The organism is Pseudomonas shirazensis, from assembly GCF_050496565.1.
Lineage (GTDB): Bacteria > Pseudomonadota > Gammaproteobacteria > Pseudomonadales > Pseudomonadaceae > Aquipseudomonas > Aquipseudomonas shirazensis_A.
In genome coordinates, this window is the sequence record NZ_JBNWAE010000001.1 from 87,852 (window position 1) to 109,835 (window position 21,984).

The window sequence follows — 21,984 nt, forward strand, 5'->3', positions numbered from 1 at the left end:
ACCGCTACGCGCTCCTTTCGCGACACAAGGCCGCTCCTACGGGGACCGCGCAAGCTTTTGATCCGTTACCAGCGCGAGCGTTGTTGCTGCTGGACAACCCTGCCCAACACCATCGCTGCCGGCAACAACACCAGCGGCCACAGCTCATCCGGGTTGCCGATCAGCTTGCTGCCATCGAAGTTGAGCATCACCAGCGCGCACGCCAGGTACATACCCCACGGATCACGCAGGCGAATCGCCTCGATCAGGGTCATGGCCATGACAATCACGAACAGCACCAGCGAAATGCCACCGGTATACAGGCCCATTGCGACGAAGATGTTGTGCGGATGCTGGATCGGCATCACACCGCTGAGCAGCTTGTCGGTATGGAACTCCACGCCGCAGCCAAGCAACCAGCCGCAATTGCGCCACTCGCCGACCATGACCTGGAACAACTCGATTCGATACGAGTCACCGCGTACGAACAGGTTATGAAACCACTGCGCGTCTTTGGCCAGCCACAGCCCAACACCACCCAATACGGCGCAGGCCAGCAGCCCAAGCCCAGCGACTCGGGGGAAGCGCCAAAGCGCGTAGCACGCCCATGCGGCGAACAGGAATGCAGCACCGACCAGGGCAGTTCGCGTCTGCAGCACAAAGCTGACCGCTACAAGAGACAGCACAACAGCAGAGAACGCCTCGACCCAGCGGCGACCCCTGATCCAGGCTGGCATGGCCAACGCAAGTGCACAGAACAGCCAGACACTGGCATAGATCACATTGGCAAGACGCGCAGGCAGGAGGGCCACCCGCGAGCCGAAGGCGAACTCCCCCGACAGGTAGAGATACGCAGCGCAGCCATAGATATACAGGCAGAGCACCCAAAACAGCGCTCGAGCGAACGCCTGTGAGCGGAACACCTCTGGATTGAGCAGGCCGCCGACTATGAATACAAACAACGCCACGTAGAGGATGTGCTTATAGAACTGACCGTTTCCGGCAACCACTGCAGGCACCAGAAACCAGAGCAGAAACAGCATCCAGGCCCAGCCCAGCTTGTGCGAAAACACTCCAGCCCCGCGTTCCTTGATCAGGAAGACCAAGCCAGGCAAAGCAACAAAGGCATAGAAGATGTTATTGGTCCACTTCGCAGACGCCAGCAATACGTAACTGAGCAGGAACACGATCACCGCTGCAGCAAAATACTGCCGGCTCATCGCACCTTGCTTGCCAATCTTTTCAAACATACGTGAGCACCCACCCAAGCACGAGACCGAGCACCAGCGCAGCCACCAGCCTGACGCGCTCCATGCGCTTGCGCCGAAGCTTCTTGACCTTCTCTTCGGGCATTTCCACGTGCTCACCGAAACCGGTGTGCAATACAGCGTCGTTTTCAAGAATCAGTGCGTAGCGATTGGCGTCGGCATACAGCCGCGACAGGCTCTTCTCGCCCGAATGCGAGGCATACGGTGCGTGCGCCTGATAATCAGCCAGCCGGCGCAGGCCCGGGTTGAAGGAAAAACCCTGCCATTCAGGCTTGTTCGAACCCAATTGGTAGAACGGGATGCCGGCGTGCACCTGACGCTCGTGCAGGAATACGTACGGGCTGTGCACCTGCAGGTCATGGGCGAAGCTGCGCAGCCAGACCTGCAAGGCCTGTGGATCAGCTTCGAGCAGGGCCATGGAGTCTTCGATGAAGCCCGGGCGGTAGAACGCCCAGTCATCTTCACAGTGGAACACCCAGAACGTCTTGATCTGCGCGTACGCGGCGTCAACCGAGCGCAACTGGCCCAGCTTCGGGTTGTTGACGATAAAGGTCGTGTGCGCACGCCAATGTTCGGGGATGCACTCGCGCACGGCTTCGTCGCCGGCGTCTTCGGTGATGAACACCTCGCGGATGGGCGCGGTGTTGAAGCGGTCGAAGGTCTCGAGCGTGCGCTTGAGCAGATCGAACCGACCGCAACTGGTCACCATCAGCGTGATTTCGCTGCTTTCACTGAAAAGCATGGTTGTCCTCGATGGTTTAGGGTCGGGCGTTATAGACCCAGGGCGCGACGCAGACGTTGCCACGGGCCCGGGTTGTCACGCTGACGCAAAGGGGGACGCATGGCCTCGACGATCGCCTGGCCGATGGCGTGGAAGCTGAAGCGCTGCTCTGCCAGTGCCTGGCCATTGCGTGAAATACGCTCGGCCAAGGCGCTGTCGGCACGCAGCACCGCGAGCTTTTCGCGCAATTGCGCAAGGTCGCGGTACAGCACGATGTTGTCCATGTCGACAAAGCCCAGGGCGCGGTTTTCTTCATCACCCTGATCGTATGCGAACAGCACACAGCCACAGGCCATGGCTTCGAAGTTCTTGATCATGTACTCGCCCATGCCGACATCGGCACTAACGAAGTAGCGAATGCGGCTGAGGGTCTGGCTGTACTCTTCGCCGGACTTGGTACGGGTGATGACCAGGTTTTCCACCTCGGCCAACGAGTCGAGCATGGCCTTGCGCCCGGAATAAGCGACGCTGCGCAGGCTGCCGACAAACGCCAGTTCGATATCGCGCTCACGGTTTTCGTTGCGCAGCAGCGCCTGGTCATAGCCCTTGGGCACGAACACCGCGTCAAAGCCTTCGTCCTGCAGACGGCGGGTGACCACCGCGCCAGAGGTGATCACCCGCGCCCACGGCAGGCGGCGGTAATGCGCGCTGAACTTGCCGGTGTACTTGCAGGGGATGTAGTTCTGGTAGGCATCGTGCTCCAGGATGACCAGATTGGGTATCTGGCTGATGAAGCGAACCTGGCGGATTTCTTTCTTGAAGCGCAAGAAGAACAGGATGCGGTCGTACTGCTCGACCTGCACATGCTGTTTGAAATACCCGCGCAGGTCATCCTGTTCGGCGTCGGTCAGCCAGCGGATATCACATTCACAACTGGCGGCGATGCCTTCATACAGCCGATCAAGGATGGCGCGCTGCTCTTTCTGGACCAGAAACAGGACTTTCACTGTGGTTTACTCTTGTCGACCAGTGTCTCGACCCAAAACAGTTCGTGGCGACGCACTGCCTTACGGAAGAACTCGTTTTTACCAAATAGCGGCCAACGGCGACCCGCCAGATACTGTTGCAGCAAGCGCCGAACCCGCCGTTTGAGCGGCGCCGGCGGCTGCAGGTCGTGCATCATAGCCAAAGACATGGCCTTTTGCCTCTGTCGCTCAGAGGTGACCTGCAGCGCCCATGGACACATCCCCGGCTGCGCCTCGAACATCGGCGGCAAGGCCACGCCGTCACCCGCCTCGCCCATCGGCCAGCGGTCGTTGTCATGAAGGTGGTTGGCGTACAGCAGCAGGGTCTGCGGCTGCCACTCGCACGCGGCCAGCGCCTCGCGTAGTGCGTCGTGGGCGCAGACGTGATCGGGATGCGGGTCGAGCTGCGGGTGCGGCAGCACTACGGTGTCCGGTCGCGCGCGCTCGATCAGCTCACGCAGGTCAGCCACCAGTGCCTCCCAGGTCGGCTGGCCATGGGCGTCGCTTTGCAAGGTGCATTCGTTGAAGCGGCGAAACGGTAGCGTGTCAGCCAGGTCAGCTTCACGGGATGCCACTGCTGCCTGGGGATCGGCCTGCATCGCGCTCAATTGCATGCAGAAGTAACCCAGTTGCACACTTTGCGTCGACGGCACCCCGGCCCAGCGCGGCACGGCGACGCTGTCCCAACTGCGCAGCTCGCCCTTGAGCCGGGCCGCCTGCACGGTATCCAGCGCCAGCGTGTCGCGGTAGTACTCGTTTTCAATCTCGCCCGCGGTCAGGGTGACGATCCAGCTCTGCTCGGCCTGGGCATACGCTGCAAAGGCTGCCAGTTCGGCATCATCGGCATGTGGCGCGATCACCATCAGGGTGCCGGCAAGGTAGTCGCCGTGGTCGATAACCAGCAGCTCCATCTCCGCTGCCAGCCGGCAGTGGCGCCCGCGCAAACGCAGTTGCCCCGCAGCCAACGCAGCCTGCTGACCACTGAGATTCAGGTAGCGCACGCCCTTGGCGCCGCGCTCGAAGGTTTGCTTGTCGCCGTTGCCGCCATCGATGACAACGACAGGGTCAAGCAGCCGCCCCAGCCAGCTGGCGCGCAGTTGCACCCGCAGCAGCACGGTCTGGCTGGCATCCAGTACGCAATCTTGCGGCAGCGTCAGCAGGCCGTCACGGCTGTGCAACGGATAACGCGCGCAGCCTTGCAGATCGTACTCGTAATCACTGGCGGCCACGTAGAACAGGTGATCGGAAAACCAGGCTTCATGGCCGACCCACAGCAGCAGCGCCAGTACCGGCGGCAGCCACCACAGCCACAAGCCCGACAGCAACAGAACGCACAACAGCACCAACACAACCAGCCGTTTGCGCTTGCGATGACGATTGAGTAACTGCTGCTTGCGTGCGCTCATGATCAGACCTGATACACCGGCACCGGCGTGCACCAACGCTCTTTGTACTCCCGGTCAGCACGACCGAAGGAGAACCGCAGGGCCTTGTTGCGCGCGCGGGCATCTTCCCAGGCGGCCTGGGTGTTGAGGAAACTCAGCACGCTACCGGGGCTGAACGCCTTGGTCTCGGGGTCGACGCCGCCGTTGACGTACTCGACGCTGACCCACTCCGGGGCCTCGACACGGTAGATCAGCTGGATGGCAATCGGTGCACCTTCAAGCAATACCACCGAACCGATCAACAGCTCGCGCAGGCGTTCGAGCACTTCAGGCATGTGCTGAGCGCCGGTGGCGGCGAAGCCCCAGCGGCGCTGGAACAGGTCGCAATACATGCTGGCGATCTGCGCCGAGGTAAAGTCACTGATCGGCTGCACCTGCCCGCCGGCTTCTTCCAGCAGGCGCAGTTCGCGGCGCTGGTTGTAGCGAAACTTCTTCGACAGATCTTCCGGCGCGCGGGCCATGGCCAACTGTTCAGTTTGCCCCTGCAGGCCGCTGAAACGCCCGTGGTTGAGCTCTGACAGGTAGCGCCCGGCATGCCGCAGCGGCGCCTCGGCAGTGCTGGACGCTGGCAGAATCAGTTCGGCGTTGCCCAGGTCGAACAGGCCCTTTTTGCCGTGGCGTTTGAGCACGTCCTTGGACAGCGCCAGGTGGCGACCCCAGGTCGGAATGGCCGCCTGCAATTCACCGCCCTGCTCCCACCCCAGATAGCGCACCGGGATCTGCGCAAGCTCAGCCAACTGTTCGAGCACCCGCGGATGGGTGGCGACGCTGCCGCCGAAGCGCTGCCAGGTCTCGGCGTAGGCGGCGGCATCGATGACCTTCCAGCCGCGCTCGCGCACGGCCGGGATGCGGTTGAAGATCACTGCTGCACCGCCAACGCCTGCGCTTGCGGCAACCGCCAGAAAGTCTCGGCGACGGCCTGGTCACTGAACCGCTCGCGCAAGCGTTGCAGCATGTGCTCGGCACACGCCTGACGCTGCTGCTCATCCAGCTTGGCCATATGCTCCAGGCCCTGGGCCAATTGCCCGGCATCGCCCAGCGGGAACAGCATGCCAACGCCCTCAACCACTTCGCGGGCACCGCCACAGGCCGTGGCCAATACCGGCACGCCGGCGACCATGGCCTCAAGCAGGACCATGCCGAACGGCTCATGATCGGAGCTCAGCGCAAATACATCGAACGCCTTGAAATAGCGCCGCGCATCCGCCACTTGGCCAAGAAAGTCGACCTGAGCAGCAATGCCCAGTTCGACCGCCTGGGCCTTGAGCTGTGGCTCCAGGCGACCCGTACCGAGGATTGCCAGACGCGCGCCGGCAGGCAGATTCGGCAAGGCCTGAGCGAAACCTTTGAGCAAGGTCGCCTGGTCTTTATCCGGGTGCAGCCGACCGACGTTGCCAACGATCCACGCCTGTGGATCAAGGCCAAGCACCCGCCGGGCTTCTTCAGCCGGCACCAGGCTCGCCTGCAGTGCATCGACGTCGATGCGGTTGTACAGGGTCTGGATACGCTCGGCTGGCCACTGCGTCAGGCAGCGGCGCATGTCGTCACGCACTGCGTCGGACACGCCGAGCAGGCTCAGGCGCTGGCGGAACAGGTTGGCGAACAGCCGGCGACTCTTGCGCTGGTAGTCGCCGAACGCATGATGCACGCCGATCACCGGCAAGTTGGTGCCCAGCAAGGCGACATAGATCGGCTTGAAGCGGTGGGCGATGCACAGGGCAAAGTTGCGCTCGGCAGCGATCCGCCGCAGCGCACGTATCGCACCCAGCTTCAGGCCGCGCACGGCCTTGGAGCTGAATTCGAGAAACAGCACTTCGTCCGAAGCACAGCCCGCGGCTACCTGCGGATCGGCCTTGCCGGTGAGAAACACCGTGGTGACCTGATAACCGCGCCCCTGAAACAGGCTGGCGTACTGACGGGCGCAGTCGAGAAACGGCCCGTCATAACCATGGCAGAACTGCAGAATGCGCGGTTCAGAGCGGCTGGTCATAAGGCGCAGCGCCATCCTTCACGACCAGGATGTCTTCCATGATCAGGTACTGCAGGTCCGAGCCGAAGAACATGTTCAAGGCGTCGGTCGGCGAGCAGATCATCGGTTCGCCACGACGGTTCAGCGAGGTGTTCAGCGACACGCCGTTGCCGGTCAGGTCTTCCAGCGCTTTCATCATGTCGTAGTAACGCGGGTTGTATTCGCGCTTGAGCACCTGGGCACGCGAGGTGCCGTCCTCGTGGACCACTTCCGGTACACGGGTTTTCCATTCATCCGACACTTCGAAGGTGAAGGTCATGAACGGTGCCGGGTGATCGATCTTGATCATCTGCGGTGCAACGGTGTCGAGCATCGATGGGCAGAAAGGCCTCCAGCGCTCGCGGAACTTGATCTGGTGGTTGATCCGGTCGGCCACCCCGGCAACGCTTGGGCAGCCGATGATCGAACGACCACCCAGCGCGCGCGGGCCAAACTCCATGCGACCCTGGAACCAGGCCACCGGGTTGCCATCGACCATGATCTTGGCGATCTGCTCGGGCATGTTGTCCAGCTTGCGCCACTGCGGCTGGCTCGGATGGCGAGCGCAGGCGGCAATCACGTCTTCGTTGGAGTACGACGGGCCGAGGTAGACGTGCTCCATCTTCTCGACCGGGACGCCACGGGCGTGCGACACGTAGGCAGCAGCGCCGACCGCAGTACCGGCGTCACCGGAGGCCGGCTGTACGAACAGCTCCTTGACGTCCGGGCGGGCGATGATCTTCTGGTTGAGCTTGACGTTCAGCGCGCAGCCGCCAGCGAAGGCCAGCTTGCCGGTCTGCTTGAGGATGTCGCCCAGGTAATGGTCGATCATCTGCAGCGCAAGCTTCTCGAACAGCGCCTGCATGCTCGCCGCGTAGTGGATGTACGGTTCGTCGGCGATATCGCCTTCGCGCTTGGGACCCAGCCACTCGATCAGTTTTGGCGAGAAGTAGAAACCCTTGCCCTTCTCTTTATAGCGACGCAGGCCGATGACGTTGGCGTATTCGGTGTTGATCACCAGCTCGCCGTTTTCAAAGCTGGCCAGGCGGGAGAAGTCATATTTGCTGGCATCGCCGTATGGCGCCATGCCCATGACCTTGAACTCGCCGTCGAGCATTTCGAAGCCGAGGAACTCGGTGATCGCGCCATACAGGCCGCCGAGCGAGTCCGGATCGAAGAATTCCTTGATCTTGTGGATCTTGCCGTTTTCACCGTAGCCAAAGAAGGTCGTGGCGTATTCGCCCTTGCCATCGATGCCGAGGATCGCGGTTTTTTCTTTGAAGCCCGAGCAGTGGTAAGCACTGGAGGCGTGCGCCAGGTGGTGCTCGACCGGCTCGATTTTGATCTTTTTCGGATCGAAGCCGAGTTGCTCGAGGCACCAGACGATCTTGTTGCGATAGCGCTTGTAGCGACGGTTGCCCATCAGCAGCGCGTCGAGGGCGCGGTCCGGGGCGTACCAGTAACGCTTGGCGTAGTGCCAGCGAGCCTTGCCGAACAGGCTGATCGGGGCGAACGGGATGGCGACCACATCGACGTCCGACGGCTTGATGCCGGCCTGCTCCAGGCAGAACTTCGCCGATTCGTAGGGCATGCGGTTCTTCGCATGCTTGTCACGCACGAAGCGCTCTTCTTCGGCGGCGGCAATCAGCTTGCCGTCGATGTACAGGGCCGCGGAAGGGTCATGGCTAAGGGCGCCGGACAGGCCAAGAATCGTCAATGCCAAGGGTCTAGCCTCTTCATTCGGTAGAGATGCGCGGTCGGCCTCATGGGCGGACGGCGGCTAAAGGGCGGGATTATAACGCAAAGCTCCCTCGCGCACCGCCCCCTGTGTAGGAGCGGCCTTGTGTCGCGGAAGGGCTGCGCAGCGGCCCCAGAATCTGCGCGACACCGCGAAGTACACTGTGCCTACTCGGCAATCAGCCAATCGAGGCGCCAGCTACCGTCAGTCTGGGCCAGCTCTTTGGCCAGCAGCGGCAGCAGTTCGCGCAGCTCTTCTTCCAGGCCCCATGGTGGGTTGGCAATCGCCAGGCCGGAACCGTTCAAACCCTGCGGGCTGTCCTGATGATGCACATACAGCTCGGCGCGCAGCAGCTTCGGCGCGCCGGTGCTGGTCAGGTCCTGATAGTAGCGAGTCAGCAAGCGCTGGTCCTTGATCGGGTACCAGATCACCGCCACCGTCTGGCGCATGCGCCCGATCGCTTCCTTGACCGCAACGGTGCAGCGCTTGAGCTCGTCGGCCTGTTCGAACGGCGGGTCGATGAGCATGATCGCGCGCTTTTCCTGCACTGGCAGGAGCGCCCGCGGCACATGCCAGCCTTCACCCAGATGAACGGTAACGCGCGGGTCCTTTTTCATGTTCTCGCGCAGCAGCGGGCCGTCTTCCGGGTGCTTTTCGTTGAACAGCGCACGGTCCTGCTGACGCATCAACCGGCGCGCCAACTCGGGCGAGCCCGGGTAGTAGCGCAGCTCACCTTCTGGATTCAGACGCTTGATCACGCGCAGGTAGTCGGCGGTGATCTCGGGCAGATCGTCACGACCCCACAGCCGGGCAACGCCCTCCAGGTACTCACCGGTACGGCTCGCCTGGTCGCCGTGCAGGTCGTACAGACCGAGGCCGGCGTGGGTGTCGATGTAAGCGAACGGCTGCTCCTTGCGCGACATCAAGGCGATGAGGCGGGTCAGCACGATGTGTTTGAAGACGTCGGCATGGTTGCCGGCGTGGAAGGCGTGACGATAGTTCATGGCAACTCCTGCGCAGGCGGCAAGTTTACCTTGTCAGGCTGGAGCCGTCAGGCCTGCGTATGCGCCAGGCGACTGCAGGCCTGCCTTGCAACGGGCAAGAAAAAGCCCGCGCCTGAAAAGACGCGGGCTTTGTCATACAGCGATCAGGGCAACATTACTTACCGATGTGGTAAGCCTCGTCAGCCTTCTCGAAGCGCGAAACCATGCTCGAAGTCGGCGCACCCAGCTTGCTCACCAGCACGATGGCGATGGTGGCAAACAGGAAGCCCGGGATGATTTCGTACAGGCCGGTGTCCAGTTGCTTCCAGAAGATCACGGTCAGGGCGCCAACGACGATACCGCTCAGCGCGCCGTTGCGGGTCATGCCCTTCCACAGCACCGACAGCAGCACTACCGGACCAAACGCAGCACCGAAGCCAGCCCAGGCATACGCCACCAGGCCAAGCACGCGGTTTTCCGGGTTGGCTGCCAGGGCGATGGCGATCAGCGCCACGGCCAGCACCATCATCCGGCCGACCCAGACCAGCTCGACCTGGGAAGCGTTTTTACGCAGGAAGGTCTTGTAGAAGTCTTCGGTCAGGGCGCTGGAACAGACCAGCAGCTGGCAGCTCAGGGTGCTCATCACCGCCGCCAGAATGGCCGACAGTAGGACACCGGCAACCCATGGGTTGAACAGGATCTTCGCCAGCTCGATGAACACACGCTCGTGGTTCTCGGTGACCGGGCCCGCCAGATCAGGGTTGGCCGAGAAGTAGGCGATACCGAAGAAGCCCACGGCGCAAGTACCGGCCAGGCACAGAATCATCCAGGTCATCGAGATACGACGAGCATTGGCGATCGACTTGACCGACTCGGCAGCCATGAACCGCGCGAGGATGTGCGGCTGGCCGAAGTAGCCCAGGCCCCAGCCCATCAGCGAGATGATGCCGATGAAGGTCGCGCCCTTGAACATGTCGAAGTTGGCCGGGTTCTGCGCTTCGATGGCCAGGAAGGTGGTATCGAAGCCGCCGGTCGAGATCAGCACGATGATCGGCGTCAGGATCAGCGCGAAGATCATCAGCGAGGCCTGCACGGTGTCGGTCCAGCTCACTGCCAGGAAACCACCGACGAAGGTGTAGGCGATGGTCGCAGCAGCGCCGGCCCACAGCGCGGTTTCGTACGACATGCCGAAGGTGCTTTCGAACAGCCGGGCACCGGCGACGATGCCCGAGGCACAGTAGATGGTGAAGAACACCAGAATGACGATCGCGGAGATGATCCGCAGCAGCCCGCTCTTGTCTTCAAAACGGCTGGCGAAGTAGTCCGGCAGGGTCAGCGCGTCGCCGTTGTGCTCGGTCTGCACACGCAGACGGCCGGCCACGAACAGCCAGTTCAGGTAGGCACCAACGGTCAGGCCGATGGCGATCCAGGCTTCGGACAAGCCGGACATGTAAATGGCGCCCGGCAGGCCCATCAACAGCCAGCCGCTCATGTCGGATGCACCTGCGGACAGCGCGGTAACGACGCTACCCAGGCTACGCCCGCCGAGAATGTAGTCGGAAAGGTTGTTGGTGGAGCGATAGGCGGCGAAGCCGATCAGTACCATTGCTGCGATGTAGACCACGAAGGTGATCGTCAGTGGATTGCCCATGGTTGTGCCCTGGCGTTTGTTTTTATTTCATGCAACCTGCCGACAAAGCGGTTGCACCCAGGCGGCGCATGCTATGCAACAACATGAACCGGGTGCAACCATTTTTCATTTGCCAGTTGCACCCTGAAATGCGTTTACACACAAAACGTCGCTTTTAGACACTTTTGTCGCAAACGCCGCGTTTATCAAGGGAAAACGCACCATTATCGAGCAGCTCGACGAGCTGAAATCACGTGCCAGACGAGTTGCACCTCAAACTGCAAAAAAACGGGTTGCACCAGGTTGCACCCGCAATTCGCTAGCGCTAATCTTGGCCTCAGCTAAAGCCACAGCAAGTGGCAATAATGAGGATAAGAAATGGCGACGACCACCCTTGGGGTCAAACTCGATGACCCTACCCGTGAGCGACTCAAGGCAGCTGCGCAGTCGATTGACCGCACGCCGCACTGGTTGATCAAGCAGGCTATCTTCAATTACCTGGAGAAGCTCGAGGGTGGCGCGACCCTGCATGAAATCAATGGCCATGGCGCCAACCTCGGTGACGACGCCGGCGAGCTACAGCCTGAGCATAGCCATCAATGCTTCCTCGAGTTCGCTGAAAGCATCCTGCCGCAATCGGTACTGCGTGCCGCCATCACTTCGGCCTACCGTCGCCCCGAGCAGGAAATGGTGCCGATGCTGCTGGAGCAGGCGCGGCTGACCACAGCCCAGGCCGAGGCTACCAACAAACTCGCCTCGGGCATCGCCGAGAAGCTGCGTAACCAGAAGAGCGCCAGCGGTCGTGCCGGTATCGTTCAGGGCCTGCTGCAGGAGTTTTCGCTGTCGTCGCAGGAAGGCGTGGCACTCATGTGCCTGGCCGAAGCCCTGCTGCGCATCCCTGACAAAGGCACCCGTGACGCGCTGATTCGCGACAAGATCAGCACCGGCAACTGGCACCCGCACCTGGGCAACAGCCCGTCGCTGTTCGTCAACGCCGCGACCTGGGGCCTGCTGCTGACCGGCAAGCTGGTCTCGACCCACAACGAATCCGGCCTGACGTCGTCGCTGACGCGCATCATCGGCAAAAGCGGCGAGCCGATGATCCGCAAGGGCGTCGACATGGCCATGCGCCTGATGGGCGAGCAGTTCGTCACCGGCGAAACCATCGCCGAAGCCCTGGCCAACGCCAGCCGCTTCGAGTCCAAAGGCTTCCGCTATTCCTACGACATGCTCGGTGAAGCCGCACTCACCGAGCATGATGCACAGAAGTACCTGGCCTCCTACGAGCAGGCGATCCACTCGATCGGCAAGGCCTCCCATGGCCGCGGCATCTATGAAGGCCCGGGCATCTCGATCAAGCTTTCCGCCCTGCACCCTCGCTACAGCCGCGCGCAGTACGAGCGGGTGATGGACGAGCTGTACCCGCGCCTGCTGTCGCTGACCTTGCTGGCCAAGCAGTACGACATCGGCCTGAACATCGACGCCGAAGAAGCCGACCGTCTCGAGCTGTCGCTGGACCTGCTCGAGCGCCTGTGCTTCGAGCCATCGCTGACAGGCTGGAATGGCATCGGCTTTGTCATCCAGGCCTACCAGAAGCGTTGCCCGTACGTGATCGACTCGGTCATCGACCTAGCCAAGCGCAGCCGCCACCGTCTGATGATCCGCCTGGTCAAGGGCGCCTACTGGGACAGCGAGATCAAGCGCGCCCAGGTCGAAGGCCTGGAAGGCTATCCGGTCTACACCCGCAAGGTGTACACCGACGTTTCCTACATTGCCTGCGCACGCAAGCTGCTGTCGGTGCCAGAAGCCATCTACCCGCAGTTCGCTACCCACAACGCCCACACCCTGTCGGCCATCTATCATATCGCTGGGCAGAACTATTACCCGGGCCAGTACGAGTTCCAGTGCCTGCACGGCATGGGCGAGCCGCTCTACGAGCAAGTGGTGGGCAAAGTTGCCGATGGCAAGCTGAACCGTCCGTGCCGGGTGTATGCCCCGGTCGGTACTCACGAAACGCTGCTGGCCTACCTGGTGCGACGTCTGCTGGAAAACGGCGCCAACACCTCGTTCGTCAACCGCATCGCCGACCACTCGATTTCGATTCAAGAGCTGGTCTCCGACCCGGTCGCCAACATCGAGCAGATGGCGGCCCAGGAAGGCAGCATCGGCCTGCCGCACCCGCGCATCCCGCTGCCGCGCGACCTGTATGGCAGCGAGCGGGCCAACTCGGCCGGTATCGACCTGGCCAACGAACACCGCCTGGCGTCGTTATCCTGCGCGCTGCTGGCAACCGCTCACACCGAGTGGAAGGCCGCACCGATGCTGGGTTGCGCCAGCAGCCAGGAAGCTGCCACGGCACTGATCAACCCGTCCGATCATCGCGACGTCGTCGGTCATGTGCAGGAAGCCACCGTCATTGATGTCGACAACGCCATCCAGTGCGCGCTGAACGCTGCGCCTATCTGGCAAGCGACGCCGCCAGCCGAGCGTGCAGCGATCCTCGAGCGCAGCGCCGACCTGATGGAAGCCGAGATCCAGCCGCTGATGGGCCTGCTGGTACGTGAAGCCGGCAAGACCTACGCCAACGCCATTGCCGAAGTCCGCGAAGCGGTGGACTTCCTTCGTTATTACGCGGTGCAGGCACGCAACAACTTCAGCAACGACGCCCACCGCCCACTCGGCCCGGTGGTGTGCATCAGCCCGTGGAACTTCCCACTGGCGATCTTCAGCGGCCAGGTTGCCGCGGCCCTGGCTGCCGGTAACCCGGTGCTGGCCAAGCCTGCCGAGCAGACCCCGCTGATCGCTGCGCAAGCGGTGCGCTTGATGCTCGAAGCCGGCATCCCTGAAGGTGTGCTGCAATTGCTGCCAGGCCGCGGCGAAACCGTCGGCGCCGGCCTGGTCGGTGACGAGCGAGTCAAAGGTGTGATGTTCACCGGCTCGACCGAAGTCGCCCGCCTGCTGCAACGCAATATCGCTGGTCGTCTGGATGCTCAGGGTCGGCCGATCCCGCTGATCGCCGAAACCGGCGGACAGAACGCGATGATCGTCGACTCGTCGGCCTTGACCGAGCAAGTGGTGATCGACGTGGTTTCCTCGGCGTTCGACAGCGCCGGTCAACGCTGCTCGGCCCTGCGCGTGCTGTGCCTGCAGGAAGATTCCGCCGACCGCGTGATCGAAATGCTCAAGGGCGCCATGGCCCAAAACCGCCAGGGCAACCCGGAGCGCCTGTCGGTGGATATCGGCCCGGTGATCGACGCTGAAGCCAAGGCGGGTATCGAGAAGCACATCCAGGCCATGCGCGAAAAAGGCCGCGCCGTGTACCAGGTGGCCATCGCCGATGCTGCCGAGTGCAAGCGCGGTACCTTCGTCATGCCAACCCTGATCGAGCTGGACAGCTTCGACGAGCTCAAGCGCGAGATCTTCGGCCCAGTACTGCACGTAGTGCGCTACAACCGCCGCAACCTCGACCAGTTACTCGAGCAGATCAACGCCTCCGGCTACGGCCTGACCCTGGGCGTACATACCCGCATCGACGAAACCATCGCCAAGGTTGTGGATACCGTCAACGCCGGCAACATGTACGTCAACCGCAACATCGTCGGTGCCGTGGTCGGCGTGCAACCATTCGGTGGTGAAGGCCTGTCCGGCACCGGCCCGAAAGCCGGCGGCCCGCTGTACCTGTACCGCCTGCTGTCGACCCGCCCGGTCGACGCCGTGGCCCGCCAGTTCAAGGAGGCCGATGCTGCCAGCAAGGTCGACAGCGTCCTGCGCGATCAATTGATCAAGCCGCTGCACAGCCTCAAAGCCTGGGCCGAGAGCAACCAGCTGAGCGACCTGGCCAGCCTTTGCGAGCAGTTCGCAGAGCAATCGCAGAGCGGCATCACCCGCCTGCTGCCGGGCCCGACCGGCGAGCGCAACAGCTACACCATCCTGCCGCGCGAGCATGTGCTGTGCCTGGCGGACAATGAAGCTGACCTGCTGGCTCAATTGGCTGCGGTACTGGCGGTTGGCAGCTCGGCGGTATGCGTCGACGGCGAGCCGGCCAAGAGCCTGCGTGCGCGCCTGCCTAAAGAGCTGCAAGGCAAGGTCAAGCTGGTAGCGGACTGGACCAAGGACGAAGTGGCGTTCGATGCAGTGATCCACCACGGCCACTCGGACCAGCTGCGCGCCGTGTGCGAGCAGGTGGCCAAGCGTGCCGGGGCGATTGTCGGCGTGCACGGGCTGTCCAGCGGCGATCAGCAGATTGCCCTGGAGCGCTTGGTGATCGAGCGTGCAGTGAGCGTCAACACCGCTGCGGCGGGGGGTAACGCGAGCTTGATGACGATCGGCTGATGCAGATACGGCAGTAAGCAAAAAAGGAGAGCTTCGGTTCTCCTTTTTTTATGACTTCAGAACGGTGCGTTAGCCGACGAACAGATCACTGGGACCGTACCGCTTTGGGTTCCGCCAAAACACCGCTGGCGCTCATGGAGCCAAAGTAACTTCTGGAAGCATCGGCAAAGGCACTGGAAAGCGAGCCCTTGGATTTATCATGATAAGCAAGCGTGATATCCAGGTTACCTATCACTGGAAAGCCATCAACCGCTGTCAGGACTTGAAAGTCTTCGTCAACGGTACTCATCAAGACTGCAGACACGTAGAACCCTGATTTCAATGCCGCGACAACACCTGCATAACTGGTGCTGTTGTAACTTACTCGATAGGCCTTTTTAACACGCTGCAGAGCTTGCAATATCAAGTCCCTGTCGCCACAGCCTTTGGTGAAGAGCGCCAAGGGCACCGGGTTTTGTGCCAAGGCATTGCTGCCCTTAGCGCAGACCCACTTAAGCTCTTCAGAATGAAGCAGCTCTGACGACACAGCCGGAGGCCGGCCCTGCGTCAGCACTACATCAAGCTCGCCGGACTGATAGCGTTCCCAAATCTGGCCACTGTAACCACAGTGCACTTCAATCTCCATATCAGGAAAACGCGCAGCACACCGCTTGGCAATATCCGAGAAAAAACTGGAGACGTAGGTATCAGACGTACCAACCTTGATCTGCCCCTTGTAGCGCATATCAGTCATGGTGGCTACGGCTTGATCATTCATCTCCAGAATTCTGACAGCATGAACAAGCATCTCGTCGCCTTTGGGCGTCAACGCCAACGCCTTCTTGCCCCTGACAAACAGGTCTGCGCCTAGATGCGCTTCAAGCTTCTGGATCTGCTGGCTCACGGCTGACTGGACGCGACACAGCTTTTCCGAAGCTCTGGAAAAGCTCTTGAGTTCCGCCACTGTCACGAATGTGCGTAGCTGATTCATATCAAGGTTCATTCGAAGCTCTATCATCACATTCCGAGATGGGTTGCATCATAATTATTAGCGATCACTTCATCAATCAATGACTTAGCATGCGGGCTTCTCAAATGGAGCTATAGTATGCCGTCTAGAATCATCGGGAAAATCGATCTCCGGAATTACAACTTAACCAGGGACATCAAGCACCTCAATTCAGTAACCAAGCAGCCTGAAGAGTACGATGAGTTTGGACAAGGCTATTGGAAGAACTTATCCATCTATAACGCGAGCGGTGACGCCTCCGACACTCAGTACAGGAGCACAGACCACTGCCTACCTACTGAGCATGCATTGGCATGCTTGCACCTTCGTGAATTTATCCACACACACTTTAAATTCGATAATCTCAGGATGATTCGCGCCAGGAGCCTCGTTGACGGACTGGTTATACCGCACCGCGACTTCGTGGAACTTGGCCAGGAAACCAAATATTTCAGGGTCTTTGTTGCCCTTGAGGACAATGACGAATCCTTCCATTCTGACGAGCACGGTGTGTTCCAAATGAGGGCAGGCGAAGTCTGGTACCTTGATGCCGGAATAAGCCATGCAGCAGTAAATTTTGGATTACATAGCCGTATGTTTCTCTGCTTGGACTTCATGTTTGAAGATGCCTTCGTCGACACCGATATTTTTGAAGCTCAAGCCGCTGTTGACTTTGATTGCCACACCACTTATATCGAGCGCCAGCCGCTACACACAACTCACGTATCGGAGATCATTTCCGCCACATCAAAAATCATAAATCGCCATACCTTCAAAGACATTGTATTCGCATTATCAAAGTACCATTTTATCTATGACCTTCCAGTCTCATCCTGCTATGACTGGATCATCAGCGCCGCTAGGCAAGCCGACAACCTGGAAATAATTGACAAGGCTGTCGGGCTGCGCCGCTATCTCATCGAGCAGAGGGATATTGGTCAGCGCTATGCAATAAACGACTGGAACGCCTAATCGTGAGCTCCGCTATGACCACAGCAGAAAAATATTATCCCTTGGCTTTTCTACTGATGTGGAGCAGCGGAGCTATCTTCGTAAAGCTCGGTCTCGAGGATGCGTCAGTCTCTGTTTTTCTTACAATTCGCTCTGTTGGCGCGGTGCTGGCCTTGCTCATTGCTTGCTGGCTGACCGCGCCGCATTACAAGCTGAAAGAGAGCCTGCTATTACCAAAAGCCCTTTTGATTCGAGTGATGGGTATCGGTCTACTGTTACAAGTAGCTTATCAAGCAGCCTACTTCCTTGCTTTGAACCATCACATGTCGCCTGGGGTACTCGCGCTGATCCTCGGATTCCAACCTCTCCTCACCCCAATTTTTGCCAGCGAACGGGTTGGCAGGGCTGGTAGCCTATATCTTCTGTTGGGGTTATCAGGCCTGACGATCGCGCTACTCGGCGCCCGTGAACTAGGTTCGATAACTGCCATAGGACTACTCTTTGGTTTGGGGTCGGTGCTCGCCATAACGGCCGGTGCGGTTCTGCAAAAAAATACCCCGATCAATCCCATGACCGCCGCTTTTTATCACGCCCTAATTGCTTCGGTCACTTTCCTGACGGTGCTGCCGTTTACGGATATACGTTTGAGCTTGACACCCACATTTGTCGCTTCGGCACTATGGATGTCCACGGTTGTATCCACGCTCGCTGTTGTCTTGCTATTCAAGATGCTCGCCAGAAATTCCGCCAGCAAAGTGGGTGTTCTCTTCTATATGGTCCCCGTCATAACCATGGCAATGGACTACCTTGCATTTGGCAACAAGATTAATTGGTTGACCCTACTGGGGGCTTGTTTGGTCATGGTAGCGGTAAAGGGCTTTGGAGCGACGCAAGCTAAGCAGGGCGTATCCACACCCGAAAAATAATAGCTCTCCTTCAACCCCACCAGTAGATCGTAGTTCGCAACGCAACTCGCCGCAATGGGCTGAGCCAGTGGAGCGCCGGTTTGGGAAATGGACTACACGGTAGAAGGAAAATCCGAGACATCAGATCAAATAAAACTGGTTGCGTGCCAGAGGCAACACACTAGAGCCACGTGGCACTTACACCTGCTGACTACTGAGTAGCAAATTCAACCTGGTGACTACCGCCTGACTCTATGTCGGCGTCGCCTGTATTGGGGCTGCTGCGCAGCCCTTTCCGACCGGTCCGGCGCCCCGGCGAGGCCGCTCCTACAGGTGACCGCGCATGGCGGCGGGACTAGGTGTCTGGACCGTGTATTCCGACTGAACACGGTTCCTGTAGGAGCGGCCTTGTGTCGCGAAAGGGCCGCAAAGCGGCCCCAAAACCAGCAGCAGCTACACCAGCATCCGCCTGATAACAGGCCGCTGGCGCAACAACGCAATCACCGCCGCATCCCCAACTCGGCATCATCCATCAGCGCCTTGGCCAACGCGCTCAAGTAATGCGAAGCCCAGATCAGCTGTGGGTTGTCATCCAAAATCCCGCTGATGGTCAGGTCACGCACGCAGCCCATCAACTCCGAAGCCTGCTCGCGCGCGTGTTGGCAAGGGATGCCTGGCTCGATGCAGAACAACGGCTGAGTCTGCCCGACGCCTTGATAGAAGCGGGTCTTGCCTACGGTGGTGGGTGTTGTCTCTTCAGTATCCATCGCACTCTCCCTGATTCAGTGCTGCGTCTGCGACTCAAGCGGCATCTGGATCTGCGCCAGCACCGTTTCAAGCAGCACTCGCACCGTCTCTAGCTCATGCAGCGAACTGGTCATCAGAATCGCTACCTGCGACCGGGGCTGTAACAGGACTGCCTGCTGCGCAACGGCTTGCGCGCACAGGGCGTGCTCTGCGGCCTGGATAATGGTGTCTTCGAGGAAATGGGCACTGCGAGGCGGATCGGGGACAATCTTCAGCATGGTATAGCCCTCAATGGAACTACCACTTCCTGCTGTCAAACAAGTGGGTGGCAGCTGTACGTGGGTTGACAGACCGGCGAGGACTAATCCGGCGCACACGAGGTGCCCCACGCCCAGCTGCCATAAACGGCAAGAGCATGCGGTAAGTCATCGTCAGCCTGTCAAAGCTAGTCGTTGATCTGCAACGACCGCCAGAGCCTAAGGCGCAACCCAGATCACCGCAATGGCCCAAAGGGGGCTGGGAGTATGTTTGGGAAATGGACTACAAGGAAGAGGGCAATTCTTATAAACCAGCGTGAAGAGCTGACCCAGCTCGACCGTTCAGCTTTCCTTTTTTATAGAGACAACTTGCCAGATGAACATTGCCTGGCTCGAGGTCGGCGTCGCCTGTATTGGGGCTGCTGTGCAGCCCTTTCCGACCGGTCCGGCGCCCCGGCGAGGCCGCTCCTACAGGTGACCGCGCACGGCGGCGGGACGAGGTGTCTGGACCAAGTATTCCGACAGAAGGCGGTCCTGTAGGAGCGGCCTTGTGTCGCGAAAGGGCCGCAAAGCGGCCCCAAAACCAGCAGCAGCTACACCAATCCACGCCTAGCCACCGCCCACTCACGCAACGCCAGCGCAATCACTGCCGCACTCCCAACTTGACATCATCCATCAGCGCCTTGGCCAAGGAATGGGGAAACCTTAAATAGGTGCTCAAACCAGACCGCTTTTTTCGACCGATTCATGACCTCGCGACCAGAGAGGATGCCTTCGCCGTGCGCAGCAACCACCACAGACTCACCCCCTTCAGACCCTCGGACACCAAGCACAGCCCCAACCACAGCCAAGGGCTCATGCCAGGGATCAGCAGCGGCACCACCAACAGGATCGACACAGAAGGTGCCTTAACGAGTCGAAACGGTAACTGCAGCATTGCCACGTACCAGCCAAGCCGACCACCCCATGCAAAAAGTAAGCAAGTGAGCACGATGGAAACGTGCGCAACAAAACTGACCCACACTAGCGTTAACTCCCAAAAAGCCGTAGGAGGTTTCCGATACGTGCTAACCGCCTGATCGATTCGCCACCCCTCCCCCACACCATCACCTCAATCAATGATGCTGGCCTCAGCCGCTCCTCGTTCCTAGACTCGCCCTACGCCCTCGCCACTGGACCCGCCAGCATGTCCGAAACCCTGCTCAGCTCCCGCAACCTGGCTTTCGAGCTCTACGAAGTTCTCGACGCCGAGGCCCTGACCCAGCGCCCGCGCTTCGCCGAGCACAGCCGGGAAACCTTCGATGCAGCGCTGACCACTGCGCGCACCATCGCCGAGAAGTACTTCGCCGGGCACAACCGCAAGGCCGACGAAAACGAGCCGCGCTACGTCGATGGCCAGGCCGAGTTGATTGCCGAGGTGAAGCCTGCGGTCGATGCCTTTTTGCATGCGGGTTTCCTCAATGCCAACCGCGATTTCGAGGCCGGTGGCATGCAGTTGCCGAGCCTGCTTTCGCAAGCGTGCTTCGCTCACTTCCAGGCCGCCAACGCGGGCACCACGGCTTACCCGTTCCTAACCATGGGCGCCGCCAACCTGATCGAGAGTTTCGGCAGCGACGAGCAGAAGCGCTTGTTCCTGCAGCCGATGATCGAGGGGCGCTACTTCGGCACGATGGCCCTGACCGAACCCCATGCCGGCTCGTCTCTGGCGGATATCCGTACCCGCGCCGAGCCGGCTGGCGATGGCAGTTACCGGATCAAGGGCAACAAGATTTTCATCTCCGGCGGCGACCATCAGCTGTCGGAGAACATCGTTCATCTGGTATTGGCGAAACTGCCGGATGCACCCGCTGGGGTGAAGGGCATTTCGTTGTTTATCGTGCCCAAGTACCTGGCCAATGCCGATGGCAGCCTGGGCCCGCGCAACGATGTGCTATTGGCCGGGCTGTTCCACAAGATGGGCTGGCGCGGCACTACCTCGACGGCACTGAATTTCGGCGATCAGGGCAACTGTGTCGGCTACCTGCTCGGCCAGCCGCATCAGGGCCTGGCCTGCATGTTCCAGATGATGAACGAGGCGCGGATCGGCGTCGGCATGGGTGCGGTGATGCTTGGCTATGCCGGTTATCTGTACTCGCTGGACTACGCCCGCCAGCGGCCGCAAGGGCGCCTGCCGGACAACAAGGACCCACTCAGCGCGGCAGTGCCGATCATTGCCCATAGCGATGTTAAGCGCATGCTGCTGACGCAGAAGGCCTACGTCGAAGGGGCCTTCGATCTGGGCCTGTATGCTGCGCGCCTGTTCGACGATACCCACACCGCGCCCAGCGACAGCGAGCGCCAGCAGGCCCAGGCATTGCTCGACCTGCTGACGCCGATCGTCAAATCCTGGCCTTCGGAGTTTTGCCTGAAGGCCAACGAGCTGGCGATCCAGATTCTTGGCGGCCACGGCTATACCCGCGAGTACCCGGTGGAGCAGTACTACCGCGACAATCGCCTGAACCCGATCCACGAGGGCACCCATGGCATCCAGTCGCTCGACCTGCTCGGGCGCAAGCTGGCGCACAACGGCGGCGCCGGGCTCAAGCAGCTGATTCGCCTGATGGCTGCAACCGCCGAACGTGCCAGCCATCACCCGGCGCTGGATGAGCTGCGCCAGCCGCTTGAGCAACTGGTCAACCGCCTGCAGGCCGTCACCCTGGCATTGCTCGGCGACATGGCGGCGGGCAAGGTCAGCCTGACGTTGGCCAACTCGGCGCTGTACCTCAAGGTATTTGGCCATTGCGTGATTGGCTGGCGCTGGCTGGAGCAGGCGCTGCATGCCGAGCGCGGGCTGATCACTGGCGCGGCGGCCGACCACGACTTCTATCGCGGCAAGTTGCAGGCAGCGCGTTATTTCCTGACTTGGGAAGTACCGGGCTGCCATACTGAGCTGGCACTGCTCGAGGCCCGCGATGACACCTGCCTGAGCATGCACGAAGGGTGGTTCTAGGGGGAGCCGCCGCGTTCA

Annotated in this window: 16 protein-coding genes; 4 read left to right on the forward strand and 12 right to left on the reverse strand. The window is 60.6% G+C overall.

The features are described 5' to 3' along the window. Positions 1-65 precede the first annotated feature (65 nt). From ACQZ2L_RS00370 to putP, 9 genes are all read right to left on the reverse strand, one after another. Positions 66-1,229, reverse strand: coding sequence for an O-antigen ligase domain-containing protein (locus ACQZ2L_RS00370; RefSeq protein WP_430324274.1), 1,164 nt, complete (start codon positions 1,227-1,229; stop codon positions 66-68). Continuing rightward, positions 1,222-1,989 carry a glycosyltransferase family 2 protein gene (locus ACQZ2L_RS00375; RefSeq protein ID WP_430324275.1) on the reverse strand — a complete coding sequence of 256 codons (768 nt, stop codon included), beginning with the start codon at positions 1,987-1,989 and terminating at the stop codon, positions 1,222-1,224. The genes ACQZ2L_RS00370 and ACQZ2L_RS00375 overlap by 8 nt, the downstream gene beginning before the upstream one ends. Before the next feature lie 29 nt (positions 1,990-2,018). Next, positions 2,019-2,975 (reverse strand): glycosyltransferase, encoded by a 957-nt coding sequence (locus ACQZ2L_RS00380; RefSeq protein ID WP_103435822.1) that lies wholly within the window; start codon positions 2,973-2,975, stop codon positions 2,019-2,021. After that, positions 2,972-4,399: a PIG-L deacetylase family protein gene (locus ACQZ2L_RS00385; RefSeq protein ID WP_430324276.1), complete on the reverse strand. Its 1,428-nt coding sequence runs from the start codon at positions 4,397-4,399 to the stop codon at positions 2,972-2,974. The genes ACQZ2L_RS00380 and ACQZ2L_RS00385 overlap by 4 nt, the downstream gene beginning before the upstream one ends. 2 nt (positions 4,400-4,401) lie before the next feature. Then, positions 4,402-5,298 carry an antimicrobial resistance protein Mig-14 gene (locus ACQZ2L_RS00390; RefSeq protein ID WP_430324734.1) on the reverse strand — a complete coding sequence of 299 codons (897 nt, stop codon included), beginning with the start codon at positions 5,296-5,298 and terminating at the stop codon, positions 4,402-4,404. Further along, entirely contained in the window at positions 5,298-6,428 is a 1,131-nt protein-coding gene (locus ACQZ2L_RS00395) for a glycosyltransferase (RefSeq protein ID WP_430324277.1), read from the reverse strand. Before ACQZ2L_RS00395 ends, ACQZ2L_RS00390 begins: the two co-directional genes overlap by 1 nt. Continuing rightward, complete coding sequence (locus ACQZ2L_RS00400) at positions 6,412-8,169, reverse strand: carbamoyltransferase family protein (protein WP_101315830.1); 1,758 nt, start codon at positions 8,167-8,169, stop codon at positions 6,412-6,414. The genes ACQZ2L_RS00395 and ACQZ2L_RS00400 overlap by 17 nt, the downstream gene beginning before the upstream one ends. Positions 8,170-8,351: 182 nt before the next feature. Then, positions 8,352-9,188, reverse strand: a complete 837-nt coding sequence (locus ACQZ2L_RS00405) for a 23S rRNA (adenine(2030)-N(6))-methyltransferase RlmJ (RefSeq protein WP_103435820.1) — start codon at positions 9,186-9,188, stop codon at positions 8,352-8,354. Between the two features lie 154 nt (positions 9,189-9,342). Next, entirely contained in the window at positions 9,343-10,818 is a 1,476-nt protein-coding gene (putP, locus tag ACQZ2L_RS00410) for a sodium/proline symporter PutP (RefSeq protein WP_430324278.1), read from the reverse strand. A gap of 357 nt (positions 10,819-11,175) precedes the next feature. Here putP and putA point away from each other — a divergent pair, with 357 nt between their 5' ends. Then, the gene (gene putA, locus ACQZ2L_RS00415; protein ID WP_430324279.1) at positions 11,176-15,129 is read left to right on the forward strand and encodes a trifunctional transcriptional regulator/proline dehydrogenase/L-glutamate gamma-semialdehyde dehydrogenase; all 3,954 of its coding nucleotides are present in this window, start codon (positions 11,176-11,178) and stop codon (positions 15,127-15,129) included. Between the two features lie 85 nt (positions 15,130-15,214). Here the strand turns inward: putA and ACQZ2L_RS00420 are convergent, their stop codons facing one another. Further along, positions 15,215-16,111, reverse strand: a complete 897-nt coding sequence (locus ACQZ2L_RS00420; RefSeq protein ID WP_430324280.1) for a LysR substrate-binding domain-containing protein — start codon at positions 16,109-16,111, stop codon at positions 15,215-15,217. A gap of 105 nt (positions 16,112-16,216) precedes the next feature. Here ACQZ2L_RS00420 and ACQZ2L_RS00425 point away from each other — a divergent pair, with 105 nt between their 5' ends. Together ACQZ2L_RS00425 and ACQZ2L_RS00430 are read left to right on the forward strand one after the other, a co-directional pair. After that, the gene (locus ACQZ2L_RS00425; protein ID WP_430324281.1) at positions 16,217-17,089 is read left to right on the forward strand and encodes an aspartyl/asparaginyl beta-hydroxylase domain-containing protein; all 873 of its coding nucleotides are present in this window, start codon (positions 16,217-16,219) and stop codon (positions 17,087-17,089) included. A gap of 14 nt (positions 17,090-17,103) precedes the next feature. After that, a complete protein-coding gene (locus ACQZ2L_RS00430) occupies positions 17,104-17,994 on the forward strand; it encodes a DMT family transporter (RefSeq protein ID WP_430324282.1) in 891 nt (296 codons plus the stop codon). 479 nt (positions 17,995-18,473) lie between these two features. Here ACQZ2L_RS00430 and ACQZ2L_RS00435 read toward each other — a convergent pair whose 3' ends face one another. Then, positions 18,474-18,740 (reverse strand): DUF3077 domain-containing protein, encoded by a 267-nt coding sequence (locus tag ACQZ2L_RS00435; RefSeq protein ID WP_430324283.1) that lies wholly within the window; start codon positions 18,738-18,740, stop codon positions 18,474-18,476. A gap of 15 nt (positions 18,741-18,755) precedes the next feature. Next, positions 18,756-18,998 carry a hypothetical protein gene (locus ACQZ2L_RS00440; RefSeq protein WP_314876878.1) on the reverse strand — a complete coding sequence of 81 codons (243 nt, stop codon included), beginning with the start codon at positions 18,996-18,998 and terminating at the stop codon, positions 18,756-18,758. Positions 18,999-20,163: 1,165 nt separating this feature from the next. Here ACQZ2L_RS00440 and ACQZ2L_RS00445 point away from each other — a divergent pair. After that, a complete protein-coding gene (locus ACQZ2L_RS00445; RefSeq protein ID WP_430324284.1) occupies positions 20,164-21,966 on the forward strand; it encodes an acyl-CoA dehydrogenase in 1,803 nt (600 codons plus the stop codon). Positions 21,967-21,984 lie beyond the last annotated feature (18 nt).